General features: G+C 69.0%; 29 protein-coding genes. 19 read left to right on the top strand and 10 right to left on the bottom strand.

The features are described 5' to 3' along the window. Positions 1-23: 23 nt before the first annotated feature. The 3 genes from KXD97_RS05865 to KXD97_RS05875 all read left to right on the top strand — a co-directional run bounded on the left by KXD97_RS05865 (position 24) and on the right by KXD97_RS05875 (position 2,800). Positions 24-791 (top strand): CPBP family intramembrane glutamic endopeptidase, encoded by a 768-nt coding sequence (locus KXD97_RS05865; RefSeq protein WP_260755832.1) that lies wholly within the window; start codon positions 24-26, stop codon positions 789-791. A gap of 48 nt (positions 792-839) precedes the next feature. Beyond that, a complete protein-coding gene (locus KXD97_RS05870) occupies positions 840-2,108 on the top strand; it encodes an LCP family protein (protein ID WP_396884700.1) in 1,269 nt (422 codons plus the stop codon). A 137-nt stretch (positions 2,109-2,245) separates the two neighbouring features. After that, entirely contained in the window at positions 2,246-2,800 is a 555-nt protein-coding gene (locus KXD97_RS05875; protein ID WP_260755833.1) for a ferritin, read from the top strand. Here KXD97_RS05875 and KXD97_RS05880 read toward each other — a convergent pair. The 3 genes from KXD97_RS05880 to KXD97_RS05890 are packed head-to-tail and all read right to left on the bottom strand — an operon-like array spanning position 2,797 to position 5,052. Then, positions 2,797-3,618, bottom strand: a complete 822-nt coding sequence (locus KXD97_RS05880; RefSeq protein WP_260755834.1) for a glycerophosphodiester phosphodiesterase — start codon at positions 3,616-3,618, stop codon at positions 2,797-2,799. The genes KXD97_RS05875 and KXD97_RS05880 overlap by 4 nt on opposite strands. A 4-nt stretch (positions 3,619-3,622) precedes the next feature. After that, on the bottom strand, positions 3,623-4,696 hold the full coding sequence (locus KXD97_RS05885; RefSeq protein WP_260755835.1) for a DUF4328 domain-containing protein: 1,074 nt from the start codon (positions 4,694-4,696) through the stop codon (positions 3,623-3,625). Positions 4,697-4,710: 14 nt separating this feature from the next. After that, on the bottom strand, positions 4,711-5,052 hold the full coding sequence (locus KXD97_RS05890; protein WP_260755836.1) for a rhodanese-like domain-containing protein: 342 nt from the start codon (positions 5,050-5,052) through the stop codon (positions 4,711-4,713). A 365-nt stretch (positions 5,053-5,417) separates the two neighbouring features. Between KXD97_RS05890 and KXD97_RS05895 the strand changes: the two genes are divergently transcribed. Next, positions 5,418-5,576 (top strand): hypothetical protein, encoded by a 159-nt coding sequence (locus KXD97_RS05895; RefSeq protein ID WP_260755837.1) that lies wholly within the window; start codon positions 5,418-5,420, stop codon positions 5,574-5,576. Between the two features lie 13 nt (positions 5,577-5,589). Here KXD97_RS05895 and KXD97_RS05900 read toward each other — a convergent pair whose 3' ends face one another. Continuing rightward, a complete protein-coding gene (locus tag KXD97_RS05900; RefSeq protein ID WP_313901351.1) occupies positions 5,590-5,931 on the bottom strand; it encodes a S26 family signal peptidase in 342 nt (113 codons plus the stop codon). Positions 5,932-5,953: 22 nt separating this feature from the next. On the opposite strand from KXD97_RS05900, the gene sodN reads away from it, so the two are divergent. The 3 genes from sodN to KXD97_RS05915 all read left to right on the top strand — a co-directional run bounded on the left by sodN (position 5,954) and on the right by KXD97_RS05915 (position 7,996). Then, positions 5,954-6,376: a superoxide dismutase, Ni gene (gene sodN / locus KXD97_RS05905; protein WP_260755838.1), complete on the top strand. Its 423-nt coding sequence runs from the start codon at positions 5,954-5,956 to the stop codon at positions 6,374-6,376. Between the two features lie 156 nt (positions 6,377-6,532). Then, positions 6,533-7,066: a peptidase gene (locus tag KXD97_RS05910; protein ID WP_260755839.1), complete on the top strand. Its 534-nt coding sequence runs from the start codon at positions 6,533-6,535 to the stop codon at positions 7,064-7,066. A gap of 531 nt (positions 7,067-7,597) precedes the next feature. Then, entirely contained in the window at positions 7,598-7,996 is a 399-nt protein-coding gene (locus tag KXD97_RS05915) for a helix-turn-helix transcriptional regulator (RefSeq protein WP_260755840.1), read from the top strand. A 20-nt stretch (positions 7,997-8,016) separates the two neighbouring features. Here the strand turns inward: KXD97_RS05915 and KXD97_RS05920 are convergent, their stop codons facing one another. From KXD97_RS05920 to KXD97_RS05930, 3 genes are read right to left on the bottom strand one after another with little or no spacing between them, the layout of a single operon-like run. Next, positions 8,017-9,204, bottom strand: a complete 1,188-nt coding sequence (locus KXD97_RS05920) for a hypothetical protein (protein ID WP_260755841.1) — start codon at positions 9,202-9,204, stop codon at positions 8,017-8,019. Beyond that, on the bottom strand, positions 9,201-9,692 hold the full coding sequence (locus KXD97_RS05925; RefSeq protein WP_260755842.1) for an ImmA/IrrE family metallo-endopeptidase: 492 nt from the start codon (positions 9,690-9,692) through the stop codon (positions 9,201-9,203). The genes KXD97_RS05920 and KXD97_RS05925 overlap by 4 nt, the downstream gene beginning before the upstream one ends. A 60-nt stretch (positions 9,693-9,752) precedes the next feature. Next, entirely contained in the window at positions 9,753-10,721 is a 969-nt protein-coding gene (locus KXD97_RS05930; protein ID WP_260755843.1) for a hypothetical protein, read from the bottom strand. 213 nt (positions 10,722-10,934) lie between these two features. On the opposite strand from KXD97_RS05930, the gene KXD97_RS05935 reads away from it, so the two are divergent. The 7 genes from KXD97_RS05935 to rraA all read left to right on the top strand — a co-directional run bounded on the left by KXD97_RS05935 (position 10,935) and on the right by rraA (position 15,449). Further along, positions 10,935-11,591 (top strand): DUF6474 family protein, encoded by a 657-nt coding sequence (locus KXD97_RS05935; protein ID WP_260755844.1) that lies wholly within the window; start codon positions 10,935-10,937, stop codon positions 11,589-11,591. A 5-nt stretch (positions 11,592-11,596) separates the two neighbouring features. Beyond that, positions 11,597-12,109 carry a hypothetical protein gene (locus KXD97_RS05940; protein ID WP_260755845.1) on the top strand — a complete coding sequence of 171 codons (513 nt, stop codon included), beginning with the start codon at positions 11,597-11,599 and terminating at the stop codon, positions 12,107-12,109. A 37-nt stretch (positions 12,110-12,146) separates the two neighbouring features. Next, a complete protein-coding gene (locus tag KXD97_RS05945) occupies positions 12,147-12,704 on the top strand; it encodes a copper resistance CopC family protein (protein ID WP_260755846.1) in 558 nt (185 codons plus the stop codon). Next, the gene (locus KXD97_RS05950) at positions 12,701-13,624 is read left to right on the top strand and encodes a copper resistance D family protein (protein ID WP_260755847.1); all 924 of its coding nucleotides are present in this window, start codon (positions 12,701-12,703) and stop codon (positions 13,622-13,624) included. Before KXD97_RS05945 ends, KXD97_RS05950 begins: the two co-directional genes overlap by 4 nt. Before the next feature lie 76 nt (positions 13,625-13,700). Beyond that, positions 13,701-14,144, top strand: a complete 444-nt coding sequence (locus KXD97_RS05955; RefSeq protein ID WP_260755848.1) for a hypothetical protein — start codon at positions 13,701-13,703, stop codon at positions 14,142-14,144. A 48-nt stretch (positions 14,145-14,192) separates the two neighbouring features. Continuing rightward, entirely contained in the window at positions 14,193-14,954 is a 762-nt protein-coding gene (locus KXD97_RS05960) for a MerR family transcriptional regulator (RefSeq protein WP_260755849.1), read from the top strand. A gap of 12 nt (positions 14,955-14,966) precedes the next feature. After that, complete coding sequence (rraA, locus tag KXD97_RS05965; RefSeq protein WP_260755850.1) at positions 14,967-15,449, top strand: ribonuclease E activity regulator RraA; 483 nt, start codon at positions 14,967-14,969, stop codon at positions 15,447-15,449. 9 nt (positions 15,450-15,458) lie between these two features. Here the strand turns inward: rraA and KXD97_RS05970 are convergent, their stop codons facing one another. Then, positions 15,459-16,934 carry an NAD(P)/FAD-dependent oxidoreductase gene (locus KXD97_RS05970; RefSeq protein ID WP_260755851.1) on the bottom strand — a complete coding sequence of 492 codons (1,476 nt, stop codon included), beginning with the start codon at positions 16,932-16,934 and terminating at the stop codon, positions 15,459-15,461. 76 nt (positions 16,935-17,010) lie between these two features. Between KXD97_RS05970 and KXD97_RS05975 the strand changes: the two genes are divergently transcribed. Beyond that, the gene (locus KXD97_RS05975) at positions 17,011-17,652 is read left to right on the top strand and encodes a TetR/AcrR family transcriptional regulator (protein WP_260755852.1); all 642 of its coding nucleotides are present in this window, start codon (positions 17,011-17,013) and stop codon (positions 17,650-17,652) included. 24 nt (positions 17,653-17,676) lie between these two features. Continuing rightward, a complete protein-coding gene (dinB, locus tag KXD97_RS05980) occupies positions 17,677-18,888 on the top strand; it encodes a DNA polymerase IV (RefSeq protein WP_260755853.1) in 1,212 nt (403 codons plus the stop codon). A gap of 86 nt (positions 18,889-18,974) precedes the next feature. On the opposite strand, the gene KXD97_RS05985 is transcribed toward dinB, so the two are convergent. Beyond that, entirely contained in the window at positions 18,975-19,982 is a 1,008-nt protein-coding gene (locus KXD97_RS05985) for a PHP domain-containing protein (RefSeq protein WP_260755854.1), read from the bottom strand. Positions 19,983-20,138: 156 nt separating this feature from the next. On the opposite strand from KXD97_RS05985, the gene KXD97_RS05990 reads away from it, so the two are divergent. Both KXD97_RS05990 and KXD97_RS05995 read left to right on the top strand, forming a co-directional pair. Further along, on the top strand, positions 20,139-20,519 hold the full coding sequence (locus KXD97_RS05990) for a metalloregulator ArsR/SmtB family transcription factor (RefSeq protein WP_260755855.1): 381 nt from the start codon (positions 20,139-20,141) through the stop codon (positions 20,517-20,519). Further along, entirely contained in the window at positions 20,516-22,162 is a 1,647-nt protein-coding gene (locus KXD97_RS05995) for a SulP family inorganic anion transporter (protein ID WP_260755857.1), read from the top strand. Before KXD97_RS05990 ends, KXD97_RS05995 begins: the two co-directional genes overlap by 4 nt. 1 nt (position 22,163) lies before the next feature. On the opposite strand, the gene KXD97_RS06000 is transcribed toward KXD97_RS05995, so the two are convergent. Further along, the gene (locus tag KXD97_RS06000) at positions 22,164-22,733 is read right to left on the bottom strand and encodes a TIGR03086 family metal-binding protein (protein ID WP_260755858.1); all 570 of its coding nucleotides are present in this window, start codon (positions 22,731-22,733) and stop codon (positions 22,164-22,166) included. 52 nt (positions 22,734-22,785) lie between these two features. Here KXD97_RS06000 and KXD97_RS06005 point away from each other — a divergent pair, with 52 nt between their 5' ends. Then, positions 22,786-23,646, top strand: a complete 861-nt coding sequence (locus KXD97_RS06005; RefSeq protein ID WP_260755859.1) for an LLM class F420-dependent oxidoreductase — start codon at positions 22,786-22,788, stop codon at positions 23,644-23,646. Positions 23,647-23,848 lie beyond the last annotated feature (202 nt).

The raw sequence follows: 23,848 nt of genomic DNA on the forward strand, positions 1-23,848 counted from the left end.
ACGCGGCCACTACCGTGTCTGCGGTGGGCGTGACCGCAGAAGGACCGACCGACGAGCAGCGGCGCGCACTGCGCGTCGAGATCGGTGTCGTGCTGGCGGTGACGTTCGCCCTCAGCGGCTACACCGCGCTGCTGCGCCTCATCGAGAGCGTCCTGCTCGGTTTGTCCGATCAGATCGTGGCGCTCAACCCGATCCGCTCACCGTTCGACCTGATCGACCTCGGCTTGAACCTGGCCGTGCTGTTCCAGCTGCTGGCCTGGGGCGCACTGGCGGTGTACCTGCTGTGGCGCGGCGGAGACGGTCCGGCCCGCATCGGTCTGGCCCCGATCCGTTGGCGCGCAGATGTTCTCGGCGGCGTCGGGCTGGCGCTGCTGATCGGGGTGCCCGGGCTGGCGCTGTACCAGATCGCCCGGCTGCTCGGACTCAACGCGTCCGTCGAGCCTGCCGAACTCAACGACACCTGGTGGCGGATTCCACTGCTGTTGCTGCTGTCCTTCGGCAACGGCTGGGCCGAGGAGGTGGTCGTGGTCGGATTCTTGCTGACCCGGCTGCGCCAACTGCAGGTCAACCCGTGGACGGCGCTGCTCGCCTCGAGCGTGCTGCGCGGGATCTACCACCTCTATCAGGGCTTCGGAGCCGGTCTGGGCAATATCGCGATGGGCCTGGTGTTCGGTTACGTGTACCAGCGCACCGGTCGACTGTGGCCGCTGATCATCGCGCACACCCTGATCGACGCGGTTGCGTTCGTCGGGTATTCGCTGCTCTACGACCAGATCAGCTGGCTACTCTGACCGTGCGGCGACACCGCTGCCGACAGCGCCGGCGCGTACATTCTTGTCGTGACCGACAAGCGGCCGCCGCTCCCGGGGCCGGTTCCGCCTCCTCCTCCGCGCCCAGGCCAGGGCCGTCGTGAGCCGTCACAGGTGATCCGGCGCGACCCGAACTACCGTCCCGTGTGGCCGCCCAACCCGCCGACGCCGCCGCGCAGGCCGGCGCCGTCTCCGCCGACGCGTCACCCACCGTCGCCCAACCTGCCGCCCGCCCGGCCGCGACCGGCCTCACCACCGCCGCCGCCCCCGCCACCGCGGCAACGAAAGACCGCTCCCGCACCACCCCCGCCCCCGACAGCTGCCCGCAGAAAACCCCGGCGGCTGCGCCGTCTGCTCCGCATCGCGGCGGTGCTCGTGCTGGTGGCCGCCGTCGGCACGGTCGCCGCCGGCGTGTGGATCGATTCGTCGCTGACCCGGGTGCCCGCGCTGACCGGTCTGGCCGATCGCCCCGCACAGGGCAAGGGCACCACCTGGCTGCTGGTCGGTTCCGATGCCCGCGAGGGCCTGACTCCCGAGCAGCAGGCCGCGCTGGCCACCGGCGGTGAACTCGGCGGTGGCCGCACCGACACGATCCTGCTGGTGCATCTGCCCGGCCTGGGCGGCAGCACTCCGGCCACGATGGTGTCGATCCCCCGGGATTCCTACGTCTCGATCCCTGGCTACGGCAGCGACAAGATCAACGCCGCATTCTCCGCCGGTGGTCCGCAGTTGCTCGCGCAGACCGTCGAGGCGTCGACCGGTCTGCGTATCGACCACTACGCCGAGATCGGCTTCGGCGGGTTCGCGGGGCTGGTCGACGCCGTCGGCGGGGTGACGATGTGTCCGGCGGAGCCGATCAGCGACCCGCTGGCCGGCATCGACCTGCCCGCCGGATGCCAGCGCCTCGACGGGCGGTCGGCGCTGGGCTTCGTGCGGTCCCGCGCCACCCCACGCGCGGATCTGGACCGGATGGCCAACCAGCGCCAGTTCATGGCCGCGCTGGTGGAACGCGCGTCCAGCCCGACCGTGCTGCTCAACCCGCTGCGCTGGTATCCGATGCTGCGGGCCGCGGCGGACACCGTGGCCGTCGACGACGGCGACCACGTGTGGGACCTCGCCCGGCTGGCGTGGGGGTTGCGCGGCGACGTCGTGAACGTGACGGTGCCGATCGGAGAGTTCACCTCCAACGGATCGGGATCCATCGTGGTCTGGGACACCGACGCCGCGCAGCGGCTGTTCTCCGCATTGGCGTCGGACTCACCCATCCCTCAGGACGTCATCGACGCCGGCCGCCGGTAGACGTCTGTAGACATCTTGGCGCCAGCCAGCAAATTGTGTAGGCCACGTCACCATGCCCATCCTTACTAAGGCGAAGCTTGCCTCGGTAAGGATGACCTTTGCTGAAAAGCAGGTATGACCTGGTCTATTCTCGGGCCATGACTTCCGCCGCCGCCACCGACGCCCTCGACACCAAGTTCCACCGGCTCCTCAACGACCAGGTGCGCAGCGAACTCGGTGCGTCCCAGCAGTACCTCGCGATCGCGGTGTATTTCGACAGCTCCGACCTACCGCAACTGGCCAAGTTCTTCTATCGCCAGTCGGTCGAGGAGCGCAATCACGCGATGATGCTGGTGCAGTACCTGATCGACCGCGGCGTCGAGGCCGAGATCCCCGCAGTCGATCCGGTGCGCAACGCGTTCGACACACCCCGCGACGCCATCGCCTTGGCGCTCGATCTCGAGCGTGCCGTGACCGAGCAGATCAGCAGTCTGGCCGCCACCGCCCGCGACGAGGGCGACTACCTCGGCGAGCAGTTCATGCAGTGGTTCCTGAAGGAGCAGGTGGAAGAGGTCTCGCTGATGACCACGCTGGTCCGCATCGCCGAACGGGCGGGCTCGGACCTGTTCCACCTGGAGGACTACGTCGCGCGTGAGATCGCCGCGCCGTCGGCGGACTCGACGGCACCGAAGGCCGCCGGCGGCGCGCTCTAGTCGCGTTCGACGCCGGTCGCCCCGGTCTGGAGCCACGACTTGGTGCGGCCCGGGTGGTTGGTCGCGATCCAGGCCACTCCGAGGTCACGGCAGTACTGCACGTCCTCGTAGTGGTCGACGGTCCAGCAGTAAAGCGCGCGGCCCTGGGCGGCCGCCCGGTCGACGAGCTCCGGGTATTCGCGCAGGGTCGCGATGCTAGGCCCCACCGCGGTGGCGCCGACTGTGGTGGCCGCACCGCCACCGAGGAAACGCGAGGTCTCCCCGAGCAGCACCGTGGGCAGCATCGGGGCCGCCCGCCGCACTCGCCACACCGCGGCCGCGGAGAAGGACATCACCACCGCGCGCGCCAGATCGGCGGATGCCGGTGCCGCGATACCGAACCGGTGCAACAGCGCGAGCACCTTGCTCTCCACCAGTGCGCCGTACCGGACGGGGTGCTTCGTCTCGATGAACATCTTCACCGGCCGGTTCCAGTCCAGGACCAACGTGACGAGTTCTTCGAGCGTCAGCAGCCCGGTGCCCCCGATGCTGCCGTCCGCCTTCGAACCGGGGTGCCAGGAACCGAAGTCGAGATCGCGCAGCTGCGCCAGCGTCATCTCGGAGACCAGGCCGGTTCCGTTCGACGTGCGGTCCAGCCTGCGGTCGTGCAGGCACACCAGATGCCCGTCGCGGGTCAGTCGCACGTCGCATTCGACCGCGTCGGCGCCCTCCTCCAACGCAAGCTCGTAGGCCGCCCTGGTGTGCTCCGGGCGATCCGCCGACGCACCTCGGTGAGCGACCACGAATGGATGACCGCCGAACGTCCCGCCGGAGCTCATGGGGCTATGCTGCCGGGTTCGCCCCGGAACGCTCAACCGCACGCGCGGGTTCGGCGTCCACGGAGTCCTCGGATCGGCCCGGGGCGTCGGGGTTTCCTTCGTCCTCGGCGACGGCTCGGTGGGCCGGTTTGCCGGGCATGGCCTCGACCATGACCCAGCGCCGGGACGGCCGCTCCACCGGCTGCCGCTCGAAACCGAGGAACACGCGTAACGCGGCGAGCACCGCGGCGGCGGCGACCAGATACGCGACGACCGTGGCGACCGTGTTGTCCGCGATGCCCTGCGGGTCGGCGGTGAAACTGGTCGCGAACGCGAACACCGACACCGCGGTGCTCGCGACCCAGAGCAGCCACCACAGCAGGATCGGTCTCTGCAGCCGGCGCTGTCGCTCTTCGGCGCCGGCGAGTTCGGTCACGAAGACCGGGGCCCACAGCAGGTTGACGAACGGGATCAGGCAGCCCAGGCGCAGCATCCACCTGGATCTGGGTTCCGGCTGGCCGAGATGACCGAACGCCGCCGCCCGCCGTGCGATCAGCCAGTTCATCAGCACGACGATGCCGGCGACCGTCATGAACGCCGCCACCACACTGACCGCGACGCCACCCCAGGTGGCCGCTCCGGCGATCCACGGGTGCAGCAGCACCGAGCGGTTGATGATCAGCAGCACGTAGCGCACGAGATGGACGAACGCGGCGGCACCCAGCGCGGCGGCCGCCATCACCAGCGTCATCCGCACCGCGGTCGCCGACGGCCCGGTGCGCGGGGCGGTCTGCTCGACCGGGGTGTCGAACTGCTCGACCAGGCCCCAGCGCGGGATGGTCTGGTATCGGGGGGTGGGACCGAGGTCACGGCGCCCACGGCGCGGACGCGGCGGCGCGCCGGGCCGGACGGCCACCCAGCGGTAACCGGACGGGAGCCGCTGACCCTGCGGCGCGGCGTCCCGGGCCGGGCTGCGCCATTCGGATCCGGAAGCGTGGCCAGACGGTGCGAGCAGGGTGCCACGACAGCGCGGGCACCACACCCGCTGCCGGTCGCGCACGTTCCACCGCGTCCCGCACTGGGAACACACTTGGATCATCGGACCAGAGTAAGTCAGACCGTGCCGGCATCTCCGGCGTCGGTGACCACAGGGCGTCCCGCCCCCGCCCAGGCCAGCATGCCGCCGGTGACGTTGACCGGTTCGTAGCCGTTGCGGACCAGGTATTGCGCGACCCGCTGCGAGCGGCCGCCGGCATGGCAGACCACGAACAACTGCGCCTTGTTGTCGATCTCGGCCATCCGCGCGGGCACCTCCCCCATCGGGATGTGCTGGGCGCCCGGCGCATGGCCTCGCTGCCACTCGTCGTCCTCGCGCACGTCCAGCAGAACCACGTTCTTGTCGAACTCGACCGGAACGTCGCCGATCGCCACCTGCCGCACGTCGGTGTCATCCATGACTTCATGCTGGCACGCGCTCCGCCCGGGTGGCCAGGACGGGAGAGCAGCAATAATCGCCCGGACGACACTATCCACAGTTTCCACAGCTTCATCCACAGAGCCCGCCCCAGTCCGCCGGGGTTTCTGTGGATAACCTGCCCGCCCACCGCCTACGCGATCAACAGGCCACGATCGCCCCGAGCGAAATACGTTGCCGTGCTAACTAATTTGGCGTCACACGGTGTTAAGTGACAGCATTTGCCAGTCGATTTCTCAGCGCGATCACAAGGGGTTATGATCGCCGTCACACGAGTGGGCTTGTGACTGATCTCACTGAGCGCAGGGTCCGGGGAGGTAAACAGCGTGCACAGGAGGAGCGTCTGATGGCGTCGTCTTCGATGGATTCGGGGTCGGCCTTCCAGCCGTCGGAGTGGCCGTCCTCCGCGCGTGTCTACACCCGCAGTCAGTTGATGGCCTGCCTGCGGGCCGGGCTCATCGCCCTGGTCCTGCTCGGCATCCTTGCGCTGATCGTCCTGTACTGACCGTCCCCCACGTTCACCCGCGCGCGCTTCCCGGCAGCCGCCACAGCACGCGGTAACTGCCCGAGGCCGCCACCGGTCCGAAATCGTGAGAATCGCTCGCCCCTGCCGCACGCGGATTGTCCGACCGGGCCTCGAACACCGACCCGTAGACGTCGCCTACGCGTTTGACCAGCCAGCGGGTCGACGTGTTCGGATGCCGGAAGATCCTCAACTGCCCTTCGCGGGGCCGCCCGTCACGCCACGCCAGCAACATGTCCCCGGGCTTCAGCGTGGGCAACATGGAGTCCTCCACCACCACGAAACGGCGCACCGGCCAGTCGAACCCGGAGTCCTGTGGCCCATGGCTTCGCCGCATCGCCTAAGGGTAAGTTAGGGCCATGCTGCATCGACTGTTCGCCAACGCAACCCCTGCCCACGCCCACTGCGATCTGTACTGCGGCGTCTACGACCCCGCGCAGGCCAAGATCGAGGCGCTGTCCTGCCTCAAGACGATCCAGAAATACCACGACTCCGACGATGAGCACTTCAAGACCCGCGCCATCATCATCAAGGAACGTCAGGCCGAAGAGGTCAAACACCACCTGATGGTGCTGTGGGCCGACTTCTTCACCAAGGACCACTTCGAGCAATTCCCGAACCTGCACCAGCTCTTCTGGGACGGCGTGCACGGTGCCGGCGACGTCAAGAAGTCGCTCGACGTGGCCGTCGCCGAGAAGCTGCTGAAGACGATCGACGAGATCGCCGACATCTTCTGGCAGACCGACAAGGGCAAGCAGATGGGCGTCTACCCGCCTGCCTGACCCACCCCACCAACGCCGGCTCGGTCGTCGACCGAGCCGGGTTTTGTTTGTCCAGCTAGCAGTCGTGTCCTCTTGTCTGCCAACAGGCTTGTGCCGCATTCTGTGCCAATCGACCCAGAGGCGTGTCGGGCGTTGGTCTGGATGCCAGGAGGCGAAATGGAGTTCGGGTCCGGACGGGCGATCGAGATCGCCCCGTTTCATTCACGCGGATCTCTCAAAGGGTTCGTCGTCTCGGGCCGGTGGCCCGACTCCACCAAGGAGTGGGCACAGCTGCTCATGGTGGCGGTCCGCGTCGCGTCGATGCCGGGGCTGCTGTCCACCACCACGATCTTCGGGGTGCGCGAGGAACTGCCCGAGGAGCCCGAGCCCTGCACGGTCGGGCTGGTGCTCGCCGAGGGCACCGTGGTCGGGGACTCGGCGGTGCCCCCCGGCCACTTCGCCGATCGTCAGCCCCCGGCGCTGATGATGCTGCATCCCCCCTCGGAGACCACGCCGTCACTTCCCGAGTGCACCGGCGCGGCGTCGGGCTGCGTGCTGCTGCCCGGGCTGCCGCACCTGGGTCTCGAACACCGCGCCGCATGGGTCGAGGCCGAATCCGACGGCACGGTGACCTCGATGGTCAGCCGCGTCGGGGTGGATCCGATCAGCCATCCCGACACCGCGATCCTCGCGATGCTGCTGGCCGCCTGACGGCCCTTCCGGTACCAGACCGCTGCGGGCGTGTCGGTCCTCAGGCGAACCGGCCGCGCCGCACAGGCCGGTGGCGGATCATCCCTGCCGGCCTGCCACTGGCTACTGACACCGTGACGAGAGGTGCGTCACACCGCGGACGCGGACGTTTGCCGTATCACATGCCGAGAAGCGACTTGCCGGCGCTGGGCAGAACCCAGGGACACCCAGCCTCCAGCAAACCAAACGTGGTCTGCGCCACCCCTTCTGCGATCGTTGCCGACGGTACATGAGGCAACTTATGTGACTGCAGCTGTCAAAGAGACGTGCGTATGCTGGCTACGGAGCCGTTAGTATTTGCTTAACCGCACCGTACTATGGCGGTGCGAGGTGCGAATACCGACGCCGTTCACGCCAGCAGCGGCACGTCACAGCGCCGACCGGGACGACTTTTACCCGGTTTGCACTTGGTTGTGGCCACAACTGTCGCTACGATAATCAGCAAATACGCCGCCCTATGAACCCGCTCGCCTGTATGTGGAGGTCATCCCAATGAGCAATACGTTTGCCGCTCGCCTCAACCGCTTGTTTGACACGGTCTACCCGCCCGGACGCGGGCCGCACACCTCGGCCGAGGTGATCGCAGCGCTCAAGGCCGAGGGGGTGACCATGTCCGCCCCGTACCTGTCGCAGCTGCGTTCCGGCAACCGCACCAACCCGTCGGTGGCTACCATGGCCGCGCTTGCCAACTTCTTCCGCATCAAGCCCGCGTACTTCACCGACGACGAGTACTACGAGAAGCTCGACAAGGAGCTGACGCTGCTCGCCGGGATGCGGGACGAAGGCGTCCGCAAGATTGCGGCCAGGACGGTCGGACTGTCGGCCGAGGCCAAGCAGGACATCGTGCAGAAGGTCGACGAACTGCGTCGCCGCGAAAACCTCGACGTTTAACCCTGTCGCGGGCGCGACATTCAGTCGGCAACCGCACCCCGGCCAGCGTGTTCCGGGACGGCGTCATCGGCATCCGCGGTCAGCCGCCGGTACTGGCGGGCGATCTCCAGGATCCACTCTCGATCCGAGTACGTTGCGGGCTGACGAAGCCATGCCAAACCGGGGAATCTCTCCCGCCCCGCCCCTGCGGCTCCGTGCCGCCCCTCGTAGATCCATGCCGCAATCGCGGCCGCCTGCTCGGTCGGTGAGGCGTCCGGTGCCTCCAGCCGCGCCCGCTCCACGAGCTCGTCAAGGTCGGTGACGTCGGCGCCGTTGCTTTCTACCGTGCGCAGCGCGCCGTCTGCGGCGGTGGCCTCCAGGAACAGCGCGTCGGAGATCAGAGACATGCGTTCGGCGACGCGAAAGACGAGCGGGCCCCGTGGACGGACCCCGATCCCGACATCGGGATGGCGGCGGCCGAGCTCATCGAGCAGGGGCTGGATCGTGCGCAGCTCCCGGCGCGCGCCGAACCAGTCCTCCAAGCTGGGCAGCAGGGAGCCGGCCGCGACGATCAGCATCGCGCAGCCCAGCAGCGTCGCCGCCGCACCGACCCCGACCGGTCCGGAGGTGCCGACCGCCCGCAGCAGGAAGAACGCCAGCGCCAGCACGATCAGCACGATGCCGACGGTGAAAACGAACAGCGCCCGGCCCCGGCGGGTCCGATTGGAATGGCGCAGTCCGGCCCACACCACCAGGCTGAGCGCCAGCAGCACATAGAGCAGCGGAAGCAGCCACGGCAGCGCATTGCCGCCGATCCCGAGGTTGCGCCGCAGATATTCGTCGGGCGCCATCTCGGGCTGTTGCCCCGCCGCCAGGAACATCCCGAAACTGAAGGCGGCGATCACCGCGGCGACGCCGTACTGGAACATCGCGATCCGTCTGACGGTGGCGGGGGCGCGGTTGGACGACACCGTCGTGATCATCACGCAGCTGCCGGCCGCGCAGGCCACCAGCGCCACTTGGCTGAGCCCCATCGAGATGTTCGGCCAACGCAGCAGGGTGTCGATCAACAGGGTCAGCGGCTGCCAGTTCAGTGCGGCGACCAGGGCGAGGCTGCCCAGCGCCAAGATCATCGCCGTGCTCACCAGGGACTGCTTGTTGACCAGTGCCCAGCCGATACGCAGGCCGGTGGCCAGCCCCAGGAGACCGGCGATCACCCAGACGATCAACCAAACGCCTCTCCGAGACGGACCTGGACGATCGAGGATCGGTCCGAAGGCAGCCGTCCGAGCCGGTAGATCAGCAGTGCGGCGAAGTCCTCTGCCTCCTGCTCGGCGTCCTCCCCGCTGGGTCCCATGCAACCGGTGCGCTGATTGAGCATGTAGCCGATGAGTTCCGAGCTGGCCAGCTCGGTGCTCTGCCTCGCCGCCTGCACCACCGGGATCCCCTCGTGACCCAGCACGAGATGCCCGAGTTCGTGGGCCAGCGTTCGATCCCAGGCGGGCAGCCCCTGCTGGATCAGGAAAACGTCATGGTCGGCGTACTGCCGCCACTGTCCGCACACACCCGGCGGCAGTTCGGCCGTGGCGAGTTCGATGGGCCTGCCCCGGTTTTCACTGACGGCTTCGACCAGACGCGGTAGTGACACCTCGCCATGGCGCGGGGCCAGGGCGAGCACGTCACTGACCGCTCTGGTGACGCTGCGGCTCGCGGGCATGAATCCTCCTCTCGGTGGAGTCCACTATGCGCGCCCGTCCCGGCGGGATGGGCGCCACTGTCAGTTCATGAAGCGCGCGGTGGCGGCGGTGCGCACTCCTTGTCCGGCTCTGGCCTGTCGGTAACCGACCAGCCCCCCGGCCCCGGTGAGGACCAGTAACCCGGCCAGTCCGGGCAATGCCAGCGCCGCAATCTGGGATATCCCGGCTCCGCGCAGATAATCGCCGTATCCGACCCGGTTGGCCGACGCGGGGACAGTGAGGTCGGCCCCGACCGTGGTCGTCGTGGTCTGCTGCCGAGGCGGCGGTTTCTCGGCGAACCGGCGAGGACCGGCGGACGTCGCGGGACCCGAGCCGGCAGCGGCAGGTCCCGGCGCACCGCCGACGGCGGGGACGGTGATCAGGATCGGCACGCTGACCGGCGCCTCGGGCAGGTCACCGGCGGCGACGCCGACATCGGGCACCACGTCCAGCACGTCGGGATGCTCGGGTTCACCGACCGGCGGTTCGACTCCGGGCCGCATGACCCCGCCCGGCACCGGCCGGATCGAAGGCACCCCCTGCGGCGGCCCTTCGCCGTAGTCGTTGTCGGATCCGGGCCCGTCGTCGGGGATGTCGGACCAGGGCCACGGCGGCCACGGCCAGGGCCAGCCCGGTTCGCAGTCCTTGTCTGCGCCCTCGCAACAGGGCGGACGCGGGCTCAGCGCACCGTCGTCCTCGGCGCCGGGCTCGTCGGATACGGGCGGGGACTCGGTGCTGTCGCCGCCGTCGTCCTTCCCCTCCGCATCGGGAGAGGAGTCGGGATCCAGGTCCGGTTCGCCTTCCTGGCCGTCCCCGGCATCGTCGCCAGGCTTGGCCCCGTCGGGGTCGCGCCCGTCGGCGGCACCGCCGAGGGTCTCGGGGCGGGCGGGGCTGTCGGCGACGTCCTCGGCCGGCGTGCGGGTGTCGGCCGAAGCGGTGGCGCCACCACCGACCAACAGCCCGGAAATCACCAGGCAGGCTGCTGCAGCGACACGCGCACCCCCACCCACGTTGTCACCACCCTTCGGCGAACCGCGCCGCCGTCTGACCCCGATGTGGGTCGATTCTCGCACAACCGGCCTGTTCCGTTTGCTGCGTGGCGCAAACCGGCCCATCATCCAGGGCGCGGGGACATCCGGTCCGGCCGTGAACGCTAGTGTTGGTCACCATCACCGCCGAATCGGCGGCGGACGTGCCGATGAGTCGACTGGGAGGCCGCAGGGATGAGTCTGTTCAAACGACGGAAATCCCGCGCCACCCGGAAGGCGGAGGCCCGCGCCATCAAGGCCAAGGCCAAGCTGGAAGCGAAACTGTCGGCCAAGAACGAGGTCCGCCGGTTCAAAGCCGAGCAGAAGGCGCAGGCCCGCGCGCTGCGATCCCAACTGAAGGCGCAGCGCGACAGTGACCGCGCCGCGCTCAAGGTTGCTGAGACGCAATTGAAGGCCGCCCGTGAGGGCAAACTGTTCTCGCCCAGCCGGATCCGCCGGGCGCTCACCGTGTCGCGTCTGCTGGCTCCGGTGGTGGTGCCGCTGGTGTACCGCGCGTCGATCTCGGCCCGCGGACTGATCGACGAACGCCGCGCCGACCGGCTCGGTGTCCCGCTGAGTCAGCTCGGCCAGTTCTCCGGGCACGGCGCGCAGCTGTCGGCCCGGATCGCCGGCGCCGAGCAATCGCTGCGCATGATCGCCGAGAAGAAGCCCAAGGACGCCGAGACCAAGCAGTTCGTCAATGCGATCACCGAGCGGCTGACCGATCTGGGGGCCGCCGTGGCCGCCGCCGAGAACATGCCGTCCGCCCGCCGGCGCACCGCCCACGCGGCGATCGCCGAGCAACTCGACGGCATCGACGCCGACCTGATGGCCCGCCTGGGCGTGGTCTGACCCTCTTGTCCAGAGGCCCGGCGCGACTGCGCGGCGCGGCTGCAGGGCTGCTCACGGCAGCCCTGACCCTGGCGGCGCACAGTGCCGGCGGCGGGCTGCTCCCCGTCGGGGCGTCGGCTGTCCAGCTGGTCCTGGTCGCCGCGGTCGTCGCGGCCGTGACCTCGGCAGTCCCGCGCACCGACCGGCTGCCGGTGCTGGTGGGCGTGCTGGGCGCCGGCCAGGTCATCGGGCATGCGGTGCTCTCGGTGCACGGTCACCCGCACAGCGCGCCCCCTGCCTCCGCGATGGCGGCGGCACACATCCTCGCGGTGGTGGTCGGTGCGGTGCTGATCGAGATGGCGGCGCGACTGTGCCTGGCGCTGTCGACTGTCCTGCGGATCTTCCGGTCTCGCGGCGTCGCGGCCCCCGCCGCTGCGACGACCACGGCGGTGCGGACTGTCGATCACCCGCTGCGTTCCACCCTGCTGCTCGCCTTCTCCATGTCGCACCGAGGGCCGCCGGTCACTGCGCACCGCTGACCGCAACCTTCCGCTCGACTCCAGAAAGCACAATCGAATGACTGTTGTACAGCGTGCCATGCACGCGTTGCTCATCACCGCCGTGACGTTCGGGCTGGCCGCCGGCGCGCTCGGCTCCGCGTCAACGGCGTGGGCGCACGCCGCCCGCATCGCCAGCGACCCCGGCGAGAACGCCGAGTTGGAGCTGCCGCCCTCCTCGGTGAACGCGACGTTCAACGAACCGATGCAGAGCCAGTTCGCGGCGATGACGGTGGTCGGCCCTGACGGCGCGCTGTGGTCGGACGGCGATCCGACCGTCAACGGCGCCGTCATCGGCGTGGCGGTCCGGCCCGGCGGGCCGGCGGGTGAGTACACGGTGAACTACCGCGCCACCTCCGCCGACGGCCACGTGGTGACCGGGTCCTGGTCCTACCGTGTCCGCACGGCGGCGCCCGCCGCTGCGTCCCCGACCGCCGAAGTCCCCGACACCAGCCCGGTGGCGGCACCCGCCGAGAACGACCGTGCCAGCGGGAGTGTCCCGGTCTGGCCGTTCGTGGTCGCGGCGGTGGCACTCGTCGCGGCCGGCGCGTTGTGGGCGGTTCGGCGCCGGTCATGATCCGCGGGAGGGCGGTGACGGGCGGACTGCTCGTCACCGCGGCGGGTTGCGTCGCGGCGTGGGCGCTGGCCTACCCGTCGGCTCCGCTCGCCGGGGCGGCGGTCAGGACGCTCGCCGATGCCGCCGCCGTGGTCGCACTCGGGCTCACCGCCGTGCCCGTGCTCGACGGCGCCCGGCACCGCGACGAGCTGGCCCGCCGCGCAGGGGCTCCTCTGGTGGTCGCCGCGGCGGTGTGGGTGGTGGCCGAACTGGTCCGGCTCGTGGTCGCGGCGTCCGAGGCAACGGGCACCTCGGTGGTGCGCCTGGCAGCGGAACAGACGTGGCAGTTCGCTGCCCACACCGCCGTGGGCCGGGCCGGCCTGCTCACGGTGATCACCGCGGTGGCGGTGGGCGTCCTGGCGGTGGCGGCGCCGCGGTCCGGACCGGCGGGCACCGTCGCGGCAGGGCTGGCCGGCATCGGCATCGTGGGCCACCCGCTGACCGGCCACCTGTCGGACAGCCCGGTCGGCGGGGCGGCGGTCGCGGTGCACGCGCTGGCAGCGGCACTGTGGTGCGGGGCGCTGGCCGCACTGGTGCTGACGGTCGATCACCGCGGGCAATGGGCGCGGGTGCTGCCCCGGTTCTCCCAGTTCTCTCTGGTCTGCGTGGCCGCGCTGCTTCTCGGCGGCATCGTCGCCGGGATGACGGTGCTGGAAAGCCCCCGGGACCTCTATGCCACGGGTTACGGCCGGGTGTTCTCGGCCAAGATCGCGCTGACGCTGCTGCTCATCGGGCTGGCGTGGCGCAACCGCGGGTGGTGGCTGCCCGCCGCCCGGACGCACCGCAGCACCGCCGCGGTGTCCCGCAGCCGGGCGTACACCGAACTGGCATTGATGGCGGTGACGTTGGGCGCGGCGGCGACGCTGTCGGTGACCGGCTGACACCGAGATGAGCCCGGGTAGCCAGCTGGCATGATGGGAACACTGCCGGTTGCACACATTTTTCAAAGGAGCAGAGATGGCAGACCAGCCGGATCGGCCAGACGAAAGTCCCGATGCCGCAACCCCGGCGGTGCCTCCCCCGGCCCCGCCCGCGAAGAAGGCCGCCGCCAGGAAAGCCACGCCCGCGAAGAAGGCCGCACCGGCCAAGAAGACTCCGGCGGCCAAGACTCCGGCCAAGAAGGCTCCGGCGAAGAAGGCGGCGGTGAGAAAGGCCGCGCCTGCGAAAGCACCCGCCAAGAAGACGCCGCCCGCCAAGGTCGACCTGGCCGCGGCCGCCGAAGAGACTGCAGCGCAAGCGAAGTCGACCGTCGCAACGGCCAGTACCGCGATCACGGCGCCAGTCCCCGTGCCACCGGACAGTCGCGACTCGTCACGCCTGCCCATCGCGGCGGCGCTGGTCACCGGCATCCTGGCCCTCCTGGTCGTTGTGCTGGCCGCAAGGCGCAACAGCGGGCACTGACCCGAAAACCCTTGACCCTCACGTGGCGTGAGGGTCGATAGTGATGCCATGAGCACCACTCGTTCCGTCGGCGCCGTCGCCGAACTCACGGGGGTGTCGGTGCGCACGCTGCATCATTACGACCACCTCGGTCTTGTGGTGCCCAGCGTGCGATCAAGTGCGGGCTACCGCGGGTACACCGACGCCGACGTCGAGCGGCTGCACCTGGTGCTCGTGTACCGCGGTGCGGGTCTACCTCTGGAGGAGATCCGCACGCTGCTCGACGACGCGACCGTCGATGTGGTCGAGCACCTGCAACGCCAGCACAAGCTGCTGCTGGAGCAGGCCGACCGTCTCCAGCACATGATCACAGCAGTGGAGGAACTGATGGACGCACATCGCAGCGGGGTCCAGCTGACCGCCGAGGAACAGATCGAGATCTTCGGAACCGCCGTCGCCTCTGGCGAATACGCCAAGGAGGCCGAACAGCGCTGGGGCGGCACGGAGGTGTGGCGGCAGTCCCAACAGCGCAGCGCCGAACTCACCAAGCAGGACTGGATCGAGGTGAAGGCCGAAGGCGATGCCCTACTGGCCGCGTTGGCCGAGGCCAAGCGGGCCGGTGTGGCGCCGGGGTCGCCTGCCGCCGAGGAACTCCGTGTCCGGCACCGGGACTCGATCGAACGGTTCTACGACTGCGACGACGACATGCACCGCTGCCTGGCCCAGATGTACCTCGCCGATGAGCGCTTCACCCGCTACTACGACGACGCCGAGCCCGGGCTGGCACAGTTCGTGCACGACGTCATCGTGGCCGGGTACGACGGCGACTGAGATAATCGCCGCGTGACAGTGACTCCGCGTCCCACCGCTGACCTGGTCGACGAGATCGGCCCCGATGTCCGCAGCTGTGACCTGCAGCTCCGCCAGTACGGAGGCCGTACGGAGTTCGCCGGTCCGATCACCACGGTGCGGTGCTTCGAGGACAACGCGCTGCTCAAGTCGGTGCTCTCGGAACCCGGCGGCGGCGGGGTGCTGGTGATCGACGGGGACGGATCGGTGCACACGGCGCTGGTCGGCGACGTCATCGCCGAACTGGGCCGGTCCAACGGGTGGTCCGGTTTGATCGTCAACGGCGCGGTCCGGGACGCGGCCACGCTGCGCACACTCGACATCGGCATCAAGGCGCTCGGCACCAACCCGCGCAAGAGCACCAAGACCGGTGAGGGCGTGCGCGACGAGGCCGTCGAGTTCGGCGGGGTGGTGTTCACGCCCGGCGACATCGCCTACAGCGATGACGACGGGATCGTCGTCATCGCCGCAGACTGATCACGCCGATCACGCAGAGGCGGTCACCGGCGCCTGGTGCCGCGAGAACGCCAGCGCCTCGTCGTCGACCTTGCCCCGCCGGATCAACTGCAGGTCCAGCAGATAGTTCTGCTTGAGCCGCCACGGTGCCCGCGACCCCTGCTTCGGCAGGTAGTCGAGCGCCCGCAGCACATAGCCGGGGGTGAAGTCCATCAGCGGCCGCTCGTCGACAGCCGTACCGGGATGGCGCGGCTCAACCGTGTCATAACCCTTGCTGTCCATGTGATTGATGACACGGCAGAAGAATTCGGAGACCAGGTCGGCCTTCAGCGTCCACGACGCGTTGGTGTAGCCGATCGTGAACGACATGTTGGGCATGTTGGTCAGCATCATGCCCTTGTAGGCCATCGAGTCGTTGAGTTCCAGCGGCTCCCCGTTGCGGGAGATCGCCGCACCGCCGAACAGCTGAAGGTTCAAACCCGTTGCCGTGACGATGATGTCGGCATCGATGTGCTGGCCGGAGGCGAGCTGGATGCCGGTCTTGGTGAACCGCTCGATGGTGTCGGTGACAACGTCGGCCTTGCCGGACCGGATGGTCTTGAACAGGTCGCCGTTGGGGGCCAGACACAACCGCTCGTCCCACGGGTTGTAGCTCGGCCCGAAATGCTTGGCGACATCGTAGCCTGCGGGCAGTCGGCGCTCAGCCATCGTCATCAACGTCTTACGCATGAAATTCGGGAACTTGCGCGCGATCTGATACTGCACGGACTGGAAGATGATGCTCTTCCACCGGTTCACCACGTAGGCCGCCTTGGTGGGCAGGGTCTTGTTCATGCGGACCGTGAACGGGTCCACGTCCGGCAGTGAGCCGATGTACGTCGGCGAGCGCTGCAGCATCGTCACGTGGCCGGCACCCGAATTCGCCAGCGCCGGAATCAATGTCACCGCGGTCGCCCCACTGCCGATGACGACGATCTTCTTGCCCGTGTAGTCCAGCTCCTCCGGCCAGTGCTGCGGGTGGATGATCGTGCCCTCGAAATCGTCCGAGCCGGCGAACTCCGGCGAATACCCCTCGTCGTAGTTGTAGTAGCCGCTGCAGGCCATCAGGTACTTCGCGGAGATCTCGATCTGCTCACCGTCGCGCTCGACCCGCACGGTCCACCGGTTGTCGGCGTCGGACCAGTCGGCGGACTTCACGTCCTGCCCGTAGCGGATGTGCTTGTCGATGCCATACTCGGCGACCGTCTCCTTGAGGTAGGCCATGATCGACGGCCCATCGGCGATGGCCTTCTCCGATGTCCACGGCTTGAACCGGAAGCCCAGAGTGAACATGTCGGAATCGGAACGGATGCCGGGGTACTTGAACAGATCCCAGGTACCCCCGAGATTGTCCCGCCGCTCCAGGATTACGTAGCTCTTGGTCGGGCAGCGATCCTGCAGATGCCAGGCGGCACTGATACCGGAGATTCCGGCGCCCACGATGACAACGTCGACAAATTCGGTCATGGTGTCAAGCTATCAACGCCATGTCGAAGCAGTCAACAGTCTGTTGAGAAACTCGACACAGTGTAAAGTCGCTGTTGTGACTGCCGCCCGACAAGCCCGCCCCGCCCGGGGTCGGCGCGCCGCCCGACCCTCTGGTGACGATCGGGAACTGGCGATTCTGGAGACCGCCGAACGCCTCCTCGAGGACCGTTCCCTGGCCGAGATCTCCGTCGACGACCTGGCCAAAGGAGCGGGCATCTCGCGGCCCACGTTCTACTTCTACTTCCCGTCCAAGGACGCGGTGCTGCTCACGCTGCTGGAGCGCGTGATCGCCGAAGCCGATGCCGCGCTGGCACAGTTGATCGCCGACCGGCCCGCCGACCGCCGCGCGATCTGGCGTCGCGGTATCAACGTCTTCGTCGAGACCTTCGGCGCCCACCGCGCGGTCTGCGCCGCGACCGTCGGGGTGAAGAACTCCAACTCCGAGGCCCGAGCGCTGTGGGCGACCTCGATGCAGCGGTGGATCGACCACATCGCTGCGGTGATCGAGGCCGAGCGCGCCGACGGGACCGCGCCGGTGACCGTGCCGGCCCGCGAGTTGTCGACCGCGTTGAACCTGATGAACGAGTCGGTGATGACCGCCGCCTTCGCCGGCCATCAGCCGTCCATTCCCGATCACCGCGTGCTCGACAACCTGGTGCACATCTGGACCACCAGCATCTACGGCACGGCGGACTGACCTGTCGGTGCGTGATGCGAACATATGTTCGTGTCCACCGCGGCCGTCCTGCACGCTGATCTCGACTCGTTCTACGCCTCGGTCGAGCAGCGCGACGATCCGTCGCTGCGCGGACGGCCGGTGATCGTCGGCGGGGGTGTGGTGCTGGCCGCCAGCTACGAAGCCAAGGCCTACGGGGTGCGTACCGCGATGGGCGGCCGGCAGGCGCGGGCCCTGTGTCCGCAGGCCATCGTGGTGCCGCCTCGTATGGCGGCCTATTCGCAGGCCAGCGCGGCCGTGTTCGAGGTCTTCCACGACACCACTCCCGTCGTGGAACCGCTGTCCGTCGACGAGGCGTTTCTCGATGTCTCGGGCCTGCGGCGGGTGTCGGGCACCCCGGTGCAGATCGGTGCCCGCCTGCGCGAACGGGTGCGTGACGAGGTCGGGCTGCCGATCACGGTCGGGATCGCGCGCACCAAGTTCCTCGCCAAGGTGGCCAGCCAGGAGGCCAAACCGGACGGCCTGCTGCTGGTGCCGCCCGACCGGGAACTGGCGTTCCTGCATCCGCTCCCGGTGCGCCGGCTGTGGGGTGTCGGCGCCAAGACCGCCGACAAGCTGCGCGCGCACGGGATCGAGACCGTGGCCGATGTGGCCGAGCTGAGCGAGACCACACTGGGGTCACTGGTCGGCGGCGCCATGGGCCGTCAGCTGTTCGCGCTGTCGCACAACGTCGATCGGCGCCGCGTGGTGACCGGGCATCGGCGGCGGTCGGTCGGCGCGCAGCGCGCGCTGGGCCGGGCGGGCAGCGCGATGTCCGCCGACGAGGTGGACGCGGTGGTGGTGAATCTGGTCGACCGGATCACCCGGCGGATGCGCAAGGCCGGCCGTTCCGGACGCACCGTGGTGCTGCGGTTGCGGTTCGCCGACTTCGGCCGCGCGACCCGGTCGCACACCATGCCGAGGGCCACGGCGTCGACGGACGCGATCCTCGGCGCCGCACGCGGCCTGGTGGCGGCCGCAAGGCCGCTGATCTCCGAGCGCGGACTGACGCTGATCGGCTTCGCGGTGTGCAACATCGACCGCGACGGCGCGCAACAGCTCGAGCTGCCGTTCGGTCCGGCCCTCGACGCCGAGGACTCACTGGCCATCGACCTGACCATCGACAAGGTGCGCGGACGTTACGGCAACGCGGCCTTGACCCGCGGGGTGCTGGTCGGCCGTGACCCGGGCGTGGAGATGCCCACGCTTCCCGACTGATCCGACCGTTCACCGGTACAACGGTTCGGGTGATCCGGTTCCGTTCGGGACGTGTACACACCGTCAGTCGCTGGAGCGCAGCCCGGCTAACCGGAGCGGGTCCACTCCAGCAGATCGTCCGCGGACCAGGTGTTGACGATGCGTCCCGGTTCCAGACCGACGTCGAGGGCGCGTTGTGCGCCGTAACCGAGGAACTCCAACTGGCCGGGTGCGTGGGAATCGGTGTCGATGGCGAACACGCAGCCGATGTCCATCGCCAACGTGAGCAGACGGGTCGGCGGGTCGCGCCGCTCGGGACGAGAGTTGATCTCGACGGCGGTGCCGGCGTCGCGACAGGCGGTGAACACCTTCTCGGCGTCGAACTTCGATTCGGCCCGGATGCCGCGTCCGCCGGTGACGAGTCGCCCGGTGCAGTGACCGAGCACGTCGGTGTGCGGGTTGGTGACGGCTTTGAGCATGCGCCGGGTCATCGCGGGGGCGTCCATCGCGAGCTTGGAGTGCACGCTGGCGACGACGACGTCGAGACGCTCGAGGAGTTCGGGTTCCTGGTCGAGTGAGCCGTCTTCGAGGATGTCGACCTCGATGCCCGTGAGAATCCGCATGGGAGCGACCTTTTCGCGGATCTCGTCGATGACCTCGAGTTGTTCGCGCAGCCGCTCCGGGGACAGCCCGTTGGCCACCCGCAGCCGCGGCGAGTGGTCGGTGAGCGCACAGTACTCGTGGCCGAGGTCGCGTGCGGCCAGCATCATCTCCTCGATCGGCGCGGACCCGTCCGACCAGTTGGAGTGCACGTGCAGGTCACCGCGCAGCGCGGCGCGGATGTCGCCGCCCCCGAGATCCGGGGCGGCCTCCCGCAGTTCCACCAGGACGTCGGGTTCGTGACCGGCCCAGGCCTGGGCGATGACCTTGGCGGTCTTCGGCCCGATCTTCGGGAGCGACTGCCAACTGTCGGCGGCGCCGTGCTTCTCGCGCTGGGCGTCGGTGAGCGCCTCGACCACATCGGCTGCGTTGCGGTAGGCCATCACCCGACGCGGATCCTCCCGCGCTCGGTCCTTGTAGTACGCGATCTGGCGCAACGCTGTGACCGGGTCCATGGCTCCAGTGTGCCCCGGTCGGCGACAGGAAACTCCTGCACCGACCCCGGTGAAGTGCGGCGGCACAGTGAGTCCCGGCACAGTCGATCGCCTGCGGGGCCGGGGCGGGTTACCCTGATTGAAGATTCGTTCAATCCATCAATTCCTAAGGCCACGGTGACGCCCGACCGCTTCCCCGCCGACCAGCAGCGGCCGCTCTACGAGATCAAGGCCAACCTGTTCAAGGCGCTTGCTCACCCGGCGCGCATCCGCGTGCTGGAGATCCTCTCCGCCGCCGGCGGCCCGACTTCGGTGAGCGACATCCTTGCCGCCACCGGACTCGAGCCGACCCTGCTGTCGCAGCACCTCGCTGTCCTCAAGCGTCATCATGTGGTGACCGCGCGCCGTACCGGCAACGCCGTGTTCTACGAACTCGCCCACCCCCTGATCTCCGAACTCCTGATCATCGCCCGCACCTTTCTGGCCGACACCCTGGCCGGGCAACGCGACCAGTTGAAGACACTCAAGGCGCTGCCGCCTCTGGAGAAGCGGCCATGATCGCCACGGCCGCACGCAATCTGGGCCGCCTGCTTCCGCACCGGCGGGACTACGCCGACCTGCCCCGGTCCTGGCGTCGTGACATCCTGGCCGGCGTCACGGTCGGCGTGGTGGCCCTTCCGCTGGCCCTGGCGTTCGGCATCAGCTCAGGCGTCGGTGCCGCGGCCGGATTGATCACCGCGGTGGTCGCCGGCCTGGTCGCCGCCGTGTTCGGCGGCTCCTCGGTCCAGGTCTCCGGGCCCACCGGCGCGATGGCCGTCGTCCTGGCACCGATCGTCGCCGCGCACGGCCTCGGCAGCATCGCCCTGGTGACCGTGCTCGCCGGCGTCATCGTGCTCCTCGCCGGCGTGACCGGACTGGGCCGGGCCGTCACCTTCATCCCGTGGCCGGTCATCGAGGGATTCACCCTGGGCATCGCCACGATCATCTTCCTGCAGCAGGTCCCGGCGGCGTTCTCCGCGGCCGGCCCGTCCGGCCAGCGCACCCTGCCCGCCGCCTGGCACGTGGTCAGCCACGCCGACTGGTCTCAGGCCGGCAAGACCCTGGGTGTGATCGCGTTCGTCGCGGTCCTCATGCTCGTGCTGCCGCGGGTCCACCGGGCCATCCCGGAGTCCCTCGCCGCCGTCGTCGCGGCGACTGTCGCCGTGGCGGTGCTGGGCCTGTCGGTCGCCACCATCGGCGAGTTGCCGTCGCATCTTCCCGCGCCGGTGCTGCCCCACGCCGACGTCGACGCGCTGCGCGACCTGCTCGGAGCAGCACTGGCCATCGCCGCGCTGGCCGCCATCGAATCGCTGCTGTCGGCGCGGGTCGCGGCCACGATGGCGCCGACGGGGCCGTACGACCCGGACCGGGAGCTCGTCGGGCAGGGCCTGGCCTCGGTTGCCTCCGGAGTTTTCGGCGGTATGCCGGCCACCGGGGCGATCGCGCGCACGGCCGTCAACGTGCGGTCGGGTGCCCGCACCCGGCTCTCGGCGATCGTGCACTCGCTCGTATTGCTCGGCGTCGTCTATCTGGCCACCGGGCCGGTGGCGGCGATCCCGCTGGCGGCGCTGGCCGGTGTGTTGATGGTGACGTCCTTCCGGATGATCTCGCGCTCCACCATCCGCAAGATCCTGACCTCGACCCGATCCGACGCGCTGACGTTCGTGCTCACCGCTGCGGTCACGGTGTGCTTCGACCTGATCGAGGCCGTCGAGATCGGGGTGCTGGTGGCGGCGTTCTTCGCGCTGCGCAGTGTGGCCAGGCGCAGCAGCGTGGTCCGGGAGGAGCTACCCGCACCCTATGTTCCGGGCGACGAGGAGATCGCCCTGCTGCGGCTGGACGGTGCGATGTTCTTCGGTGTGGCCGAACGGATCTCGAATGCCATCGTCGACCCCGACCATCCGCGGACATCGGTCGTGATCATCCGCATGTCCCAGCTGGGCATGCTCGACGCCACCGGCGCCAACACCCTGGCGCAGATCTGCACCGAGTTGGAGTCCCGCGGCATCACGGTGATCATCAAAGGAGTTCGGCCGGAACACACCGCGCTGCTGGCCAATGTCGGTGTCTTCGAATCGCTGCGCCACGAGAATCATCTGGTGGACACCCTCGACGACGCGATCGAGCACGCCAGGACGCACGCGCGCAGACAGCCTCACTGATTCACGGCGCGGTCCACGACGGATCGCGGCCGGTCAGCCCGAGGACCCGGTCCAGCAGCGGCGCTTCTTCGGACACCGGCACCGGCGCGGCGAACAACCCTTCGACCGGCTCCTCGGCGAACGCGGCGACATGGGGCAGCAGGACTTCCAGCACCCGGTCCTCGACGGCGTAGGGCAACCCGGCCGAGGCCGCCACATCCCACCCGTGCACCACCACCTCGCCGAGCGCGATCAGGCCGCCCACATCGGCGGGAAAGTCGACGCCGCCGGCCCGTGACATTCCCTCCCACGCGGACGGGTCCCGCCACGCCTCGGCCAGCGCGGTCAGCCGGGCCGGGTAGAGCTCCCGCCAGTTGTCGTCGGGCCGTTCTTCCAGCCGCGGGGGCGTGTCGGTCAGTACGCCGAAGTTCTTTCGCGCGGCCGCCTCGAACGCCGGCGCCAGACCGCCGATATGAGCGATCAGTGCGCCGAGATCCACGTCGCGGCACGGCGTCGCCGCGCCCAATCGTTGGTCGTCCACCTGTCCCAGCAGCGTGGCGGTGCGGGCACAGGCCTCGGTCATGTCGATCATGTCGGTACTGACCGCCGGGCGGCGGGGAAGTCATCGGCCTAGAGTCGATGCGGTGAGATTTGCCTTCAAGACCTCCCCGCAGAACACTTCCTGGTCCGACATGCTCACGGTCTGGACGGCCGCCGACGAGATCGACGTCTTCGAGTCGGGCTGGACCTTCGACCACTTCTACCCGATCTTCTCCGATCCGACCGGCCCCTGCCTGGAGGGCTGGGTCACGCTGACCGCGCTGGCCCAGGCCACCCGCCGGTTGCGGGTCGGCGTGCTCGTCACCGGGATTCACTACCGCCATCCGGCGGTGCTGGCCAACATGGCCTCCACACTCGACGTCGTCTCCGACGGCCGACTCGAACTCGGTATCGGCGCGGGCTGGAACGAGGAGGAATCCGGCGCCTACGGCATCGAACTGGGCACGGTCAAAGAGAGATTCGACCGGTTCGAGGAGGCCTGCCAGGTGTTGCGTGGCCTTCTCTCGCAGGAGACCACCAGCTTCGACGGCCGGTTCTACCAACTCAAGGACGCGCGCAACGAACCGAAAGGCCCGCAACAGCCGCACCCGCCGATCTGCATCGGCGGCAGCGGCGAGAAGCGCACCTTGCGTATCACGGCGCAGTACGCCGACCACTGGAACTTCGTCGGCGGGACGCCTGAGGAGTTCGCGCGCAAGCGGGACGTGCTCGCCGGGCACTGCGCCGACATCGGCCGCGACCCGCACGAGATCAGACTGTCGGCCCACATCCGGCTGAGCCCCGATCACGATTACGACAGGGCGATCTCCGAGGCCGCCGCGCTGGGCGAGGAAGGCCTGGACCTGGCCATCATCTACCTGCCGCCGCCGTACGACCCCGCCGTGCTGGAACCGCTGGCCGACAAAATCAGAGGGTCAGGATTGCTTGACAGCAAACAAGCCTGAGGTCACAGATCGATAACGGTCAAGCAAACAAACCGTCACGGCCGCCCACGCGCCGCGGCCCGGCCGTCGCGGAGTTCGCTAGACGCCGTAGCGCAAGAGCTCGTCGGCGGTGATCAGTCGCTCTGCCTTCGCGGGGAATTCACGGCTCTTGACCGGGTGACGGAACAATGTCCAGGCGATTCGACCCACCCGTGTCCGGGTA

Source organism: Mycobacterium sp. SMC-8, assembly GCF_025263565.1.
GTDB lineage: Bacteria > Actinomycetota > Actinomycetes > Mycobacteriales > Mycobacteriaceae > Mycobacterium.

Coding starts and splice junctions, on each gene's coding strand:
- sodN (WP_260755838.1), top strand. CDS start 5,954: ATGCTGCATCGACTGTTCGCCAACGCAACCCCTGCCCACGCCCACTGC.
- KXD97_RS05875 (WP_260755833.1), top strand. CDS start 2,246: ATGACTTCCGCCGCCGCCACCGACGCCCTCGACACCAAGTTCCACCGG.
- KXD97_RS05950 (WP_260755847.1), top strand. CDS start 12,701: ATGATCCGCGGGAGGGCGGTGACGGGCGGACTGCTCGTCACCGCGGCG.
- KXD97_RS06000 (WP_260755858.1), bottom strand. CDS start 22,733: ATGATCGACATGACCGAGGCCTGTGCCCGCACCGCCACGCTGCTGGGA.
- KXD97_RS05900 (WP_313901351.1), bottom strand. CDS start 5,931: ATGCGGCGAAGCCATGGGCCACAGGACTCCGGGTTCGACTGGCCGGTG.
- KXD97_RS05985 (WP_260755854.1), bottom strand. CDS start 19,982: ATGGACCCGGTCACAGCGTTGCGCCAGATCGCGTACTACAAGGACCGA.
- dinB (WP_260755853.1), top strand. CDS start 17,677: ATGTTCGTGTCCACCGCGGCCGTCCTGCACGCTGATCTCGACTCGTTC.
- KXD97_RS05960 (WP_260755849.1), top strand. CDS start 14,193: ATGAGCACCACTCGTTCCGTCGGCGCCGTCGCCGAACTCACGGGGGTG.
- KXD97_RS05955 (WP_260755848.1), top strand. CDS start 13,701: ATGGCAGACCAGCCGGATCGGCCAGACGAAAGTCCCGATGCCGCAACC.
- KXD97_RS05935 (WP_260755844.1), top strand. CDS start 10,935: ATGAGTCTGTTCAAACGACGGAAATCCCGCGCCACCCGGAAGGCGGAG.
- KXD97_RS05895 (WP_260755837.1), top strand. CDS start 5,418: ATGGCGTCGTCTTCGATGGATTCGGGGTCGGCCTTCCAGCCGTCGGAG.
- KXD97_RS05910 (WP_260755839.1), top strand. CDS start 6,533: ATGGAGTTCGGGTCCGGACGGGCGATCGAGATCGCCCCGTTTCATTCA.
- KXD97_RS05995 (WP_260755857.1), top strand. CDS start 20,516: ATGATCGCCACGGCCGCACGCAATCTGGGCCGCCTGCTTCCGCACCGG.
- KXD97_RS05945 (WP_260755846.1), top strand. CDS start 12,147: ATGACTGTTGTACAGCGTGCCATGCACGCGTTGCTCATCACCGCCGTG.
- KXD97_RS05890 (WP_260755836.1), bottom strand. CDS start 5,052: ATGGATGACACCGACGTGCGGCAGGTGGCGATCGGCGACGTTCCGGTC.
- KXD97_RS05925 (WP_260755842.1), bottom strand. CDS start 9,692: ATGCCCGCGAGCCGCAGCGTCACCAGAGCGGTCAGTGACGTGCTCGCC.
- KXD97_RS05885 (WP_260755835.1), bottom strand. CDS start 4,696: ATGATCCAAGTGTGTTCCCAGTGCGGGACGCGGTGGAACGTGCGCGAC.
- KXD97_RS05915 (WP_260755840.1), top strand. CDS start 7,598: ATGAGCAATACGTTTGCCGCTCGCCTCAACCGCTTGTTTGACACGGTC.
- KXD97_RS05970 (WP_260755851.1), bottom strand. CDS start 16,934: ATGACCGAATTTGTCGACGTTGTCATCGTGGGCGCCGGAATCTCCGGT.
- KXD97_RS05880 (WP_260755834.1), bottom strand. CDS start 3,618: ATGAGCTCCGGCGGGACGTTCGGCGGTCATCCATTCGTGGTCGCTCAC.